This window comes from Burkholderia sp. Se-20378 (assembly GCF_017104665.1).
GTDB lineage: Bacteria > Pseudomonadota > Gammaproteobacteria > Burkholderiales > Burkholderiaceae > Burkholderia > Burkholderia lata.
The window spans coordinates 1-3,822 of the sequence record NZ_JAAGPG010000667.1 but is presented as its reverse complement, the minus strand read 5'-3'; the positions used below and the strand labels follow the sequence as shown (position 1 = coordinate 3,822).

Here is a 3,822-nt window from a genome sequence, read left to right as displayed (position 1 = left end):
CAAGCCCGCGTAGCAACCGCCCATCGCCGCACGCGTGACGAGCAGCGCGACGAAGCCGATCCAGACGGCCGGCACGGCCGCGCCGCCGTCACGCAGCGCCCAGCCGACGTACCCCGTCAGCAGCAACGAACTCGCGATGAAGCCGCCGATCGCCGCGCGCATGGCCGGCAGTCGTCCGCGCAGATCCGCGACCCGCGCCCAGCGCGGCGCGGCCAGCATCCACACGAGCCCGACGATGCCGATGATCGCGCCGACATGCAGCGGTTCGAGATGCATGCGCCGGGCCATCGGGCCCGCGATCGTGACGAACGCATAGGTTCCCGCCACCATCGCGAAGTTCGCGAGCAGCAGCGGCAAAAAAGACGCGCCAGCATCGGCCGGCGGGTTCAGGGTGTCAGCGGAAGGGGTCGACATGATTCGTTCGTGTTGGAGTCGTGTTGGAGAAGTGAAGGAGGCCGGCCGGTGCCGGCCACGGTCAGCCCGCTCGCGCGAGCAGCCGGTTTCGCGCATGCAGCAACGCATCCGCGGTCGCGTCCCAGCCGATGCACGGATCGGTCACCGAGCAGCCGTAGCGCAGCGCGCCGTCGAGCGGCTGCGCGCCCGTCTCGATGAAGCTTTCAAGCATCACGCCGCGAATCGCGTCGTCGCCCACGCGCATCTGCTCGACGACGTCGTCGAGCACCGCCAGCTGCCGCATCGCCTGCTTCCCGCAGTTCGCATGCGAGCAATCGATCAGCACGTTCGCGGGCAAGCGGCTGGCCCGCAACGTGTCTGCCGCGGCCACGACCGATGCCCTGTCGTAGTTGGGTCCGTGCCGGCCGCCGCGCAGCACGAGATGCGCATGCGGATTGCCCGCGCTGTGCAGCAGCGCGGGACGGCCGGCCCCGTCGATCCCGATGAACGTGTGCGGCCGCATGCTGGCCAGCATCGCGTGAGCCGCGACGTCGATCTGGCCGTCCGTCCCGTTCTTGAAACCGACCGGCATCGGCAGACCCGAAGCCATCTCGCGGTGGATCTGCGACTCGGTCGTCCGGGCGCCGACCGCGACCCAGCTCACCAGGTCGCCCAGGTACTGCGGCGTCATCACGTCGAGCGCTTCGGTCGCGGCCGGCAACCCGATCGCATTGATGTCGGCGAGCAGCTGCCGCGCGATGCGCAGGCCGTCCTCGATGCGATGGCTGCCGTCGAGCCCCGGATCGTTGATCAGCCCTTTCCACCCGACCGTCGTGCGCGGCTTCTCGAAGTAGACGCGCATGACGACGCAGAACGTGTCCCGCACCGCATGCGCGAGCGTGGCAAGCCGCCGCGCGTAGTCGAGCGCCGCGTCGGGATCGTGGATCGAGCATGGACCGACGACGACGATCCGGCGCGCATCGCGCCGCTCGAGGATCGCCCGCAACTGCGCGCGCCCCGTGTCGACGGTCGCCCGCGCGGCGAACGAGGCCGGCACGTCGCGGCGTAGCGTTTCGGGTGACGGCAGCGGTGCGCCGACGCGCAGCCGCTCGTCTTGACGGGGCTGCGCAAATGCGCCCGCCGCCCCCTGTTCGGTAGTGGCAGTGAGATGTTTCATGGCCAGGGCTCCGAAAACCGTTCGCGCGTCATGCGCCGAGCGTCGCGCCGCCGTCCACGCACAGCGTGTGCAGCGTCACGTGACGCGACGCGTCGGACAGCAGGAACAGCACGGCTTCGGCGATATCGCCGGGAGTCGCGATGCGGCCGAGCGGAATGCCGTTCCGGTAACTGTCGAGCGCCCCCGCAATGACGCCTGCCGGGCCTTCCGGGCCATGCCAGAGCTGGCGCTGCATCGGCGTGTCGGTCGATCCCGGCGCGACGATGTTGCAGCGAATGCCGTGCCCCGCCAGTTCGAGCCCGAGGCAACGGGTGAACTGATGGGCCGCCGCCTTCGATGCCGCATACGCCGCCATCTGCGTGCGCGGCACGAGCGCCGCATTCGATCCGACGGTCACGATGGCGCCCGCCCGACGCGCGACCATCAGCGGCGCGACCGCGCGCGACAGATGAAACACGCCGTCGGCATTGACCGCGAAGCAATGCGCCCAGTCATCGTCCGTCAGCGACGTCGCGCCCGAAAGCCGCAGCACGCCGGCAACGTTGGCGAGCATGCCGATCGGACCGACCGATGATTCCACTCGTTCGACGGCCACCTGCACCGCACGCGCGTCCGCGACGTCGACCGAAAACGCGTGCACGCGCCCGGGCGTCGGCGGGCTGTCGGCGATCGTGCGCGCCAGCGCGTCGCCATCCCTGTCGAAGGCACCCACGTCCACGCCGTGCGTGGCAAGCGCGCGCACGACCGCGGCGCCGATTCCCCGCGCCGCACCGGTCACGACGGCGATACCAGCCGGGAAAGTCAGGTTCGGATTGCTGTTCATCGATTCGAATTCCGTGATTGAAGATCCGGGCCCGCCGCTGCGGCGAGCCGTTCGGTGAGGACGGCGCCGATCGCCGCCATCGGTTCGGGGTCCGACATGCCGTCGTGCGAGCAGTCGAGCGCATGGCAGGTCAGCGTCCCCGAAGGCCGATGTGCATGCCAGCTTTCGGGCGTCGGTATGCCCTGCCGCTTGCGGGTCGCGTTGAAGAGCAGCAGTTCGCCGTCGTAGCGCGGCGTCGATGCGTCGCGAAACAGGCGCATCTGCCGCAGCGTCGCCGCGACAAACGCATCGAGACCTGCGCCGCCGAGCGCCGCGAACGGGCTGTTCGCGCGCAGCAGGCGTTGTCGCAGCACGGTGTCGGACAAGTCGGCTGTATCGAAGTCGCCGTTGACCGTCAGCAGGATCCGCAGCGCGTCTGCGCAGGCCGGCATCGGCTGCGCCGTCCATGCCGACGACGGATAGCTGTCCATCAGCGCAAGCGTGCCGACCGCGTCGCCGTCGCGCGCCAGCGCCGCCGCAACGCCATGAGCCAGCGCGCCGCCGAGCGACCAGCCCAGCAGGTGATACGGCCCGTCGGGCTGCAAGGCCCGTACGCGCCGCACATAGGTCCGCACGAGTGCGTCGAAATCGGCGGCATCGCGCGTGTCGTCGACCGAAAGCTGCAACCCGTCGATCGTCGCGTCGGGCAGGTAGGCGGCAAGTCGCAGGTAACTCCACGCGAGGCCGTCGGCCGGATGAATGCAGATGAGCCGAGGTGCGGCACCCGAGCCCGACTGGATCGCCAGGTGCGCCGCGAACGCGTTGCGCTCCGTGCGCGGCCGGTACGCCAGCGGTGTGCGCAATGCGGCCGTCAGCATCGCGATCGTCGGGTGCCGGAACAGCATCGAGACGGGCACGTCGCGCCCGAGTTCCGCCGCGAGTCGGGCGCTCGCCTGCATCGCCTGCAGCGACTTGCCGCCGATGTCGAAGAAATTGGCGTCCGGCGTCAGGGCGACATCGCCGAGCACGTTCCGCCACACGGCCATCACCTGCCGCTCCAGTGCGCCGGCGCGCGGATCGTCAGTCGCGTCGTCACGCCGCGCATCGGCGCGCTGCAGCGCGTTGCGATCGATCTTGCCGTTCGCGTTGCGCGGCAGCCGCTCGAGCACGTGCCAGCGGTCCGGAATCGCAGCCGCCGGCAACCGCTGCGCCAGTTGCATGCGCAACGCGGCAGGCTCGGCCGGCCCCGCGACGAACGCCGCGAGCGTCACCGTGCCTGCACCGCTGCGGGATGCGACGACCGCCGCCTCGCGCACGTCCGGTTCGCGCAGCAGCGCGTCCTCGATCTCGCGCGGGTCGATGCGCACGCCGCTGATCTTCACTTCGTGATCGATCCGGCCGTCGAAATACAGCCGGCCGTCGCGCAGCGTCGCGAGATCGCCGGTGCGGG

The 3,822-nt window shown here is 70.4% G+C and carries 3 protein-coding genes and 1 pseudogene; all 4 read right to left on the bottom strand.

Annotated elements, in window-relative coordinates; all coding sequences use genetic code 11:
• Positions 1–414, bottom strand: a pseudogene (locus G3N93_RS35745) (MFS transporter); the annotation flags it as partial.
• Positions 415–475: 61 nt separating this feature from the next.
• The gene (locus G3N93_RS35740; RefSeq protein WP_206135099.1) at positions 476–1,570 is read right to left on the bottom strand and encodes a 3-deoxy-7-phosphoheptulonate synthase; all 1,095 of its coding nucleotides are present in this window, start codon (positions 1,568–1,570) and stop codon (positions 476–478) included.
• A 28-nt stretch (positions 1,571–1,598) separates the two neighbouring features.
• Positions 1,599–2,393: a 2,3-dihydro-2,3-dihydroxybenzoate dehydrogenase gene (locus G3N93_RS35735; protein WP_206135097.1), complete on the bottom strand. Its 795-nt coding sequence runs from the start codon at positions 2,391–2,393 to the stop codon at positions 1,599–1,601.
• Positions 2,390–3,822, bottom strand: a 1,433-nt coding sequence (locus G3N93_RS35730) for an alpha/beta fold hydrolase (RefSeq protein ID WP_241026839.1), incomplete at its 5' end; no start/stop codon positions are given. The genes G3N93_RS35735 and G3N93_RS35730, both read right to left, overlap by 4 nt.

Bases quoted from the DNA above. Each gene is read 5' to 3' on its own strand.
- G3N93_RS35740 (WP_206135099.1), bottom strand. From the start codon at position 1,570: ATGAAACATCTCACTGCCACTACCGAACAGGGGGCGGCGGGCGCATTT.
- G3N93_RS35735 (WP_206135097.1), bottom strand. From the start codon at position 2,393: ATGAACAGCAATCCGAACCTGACTTTCCCGGCTGGTATCGCCGTCGTG.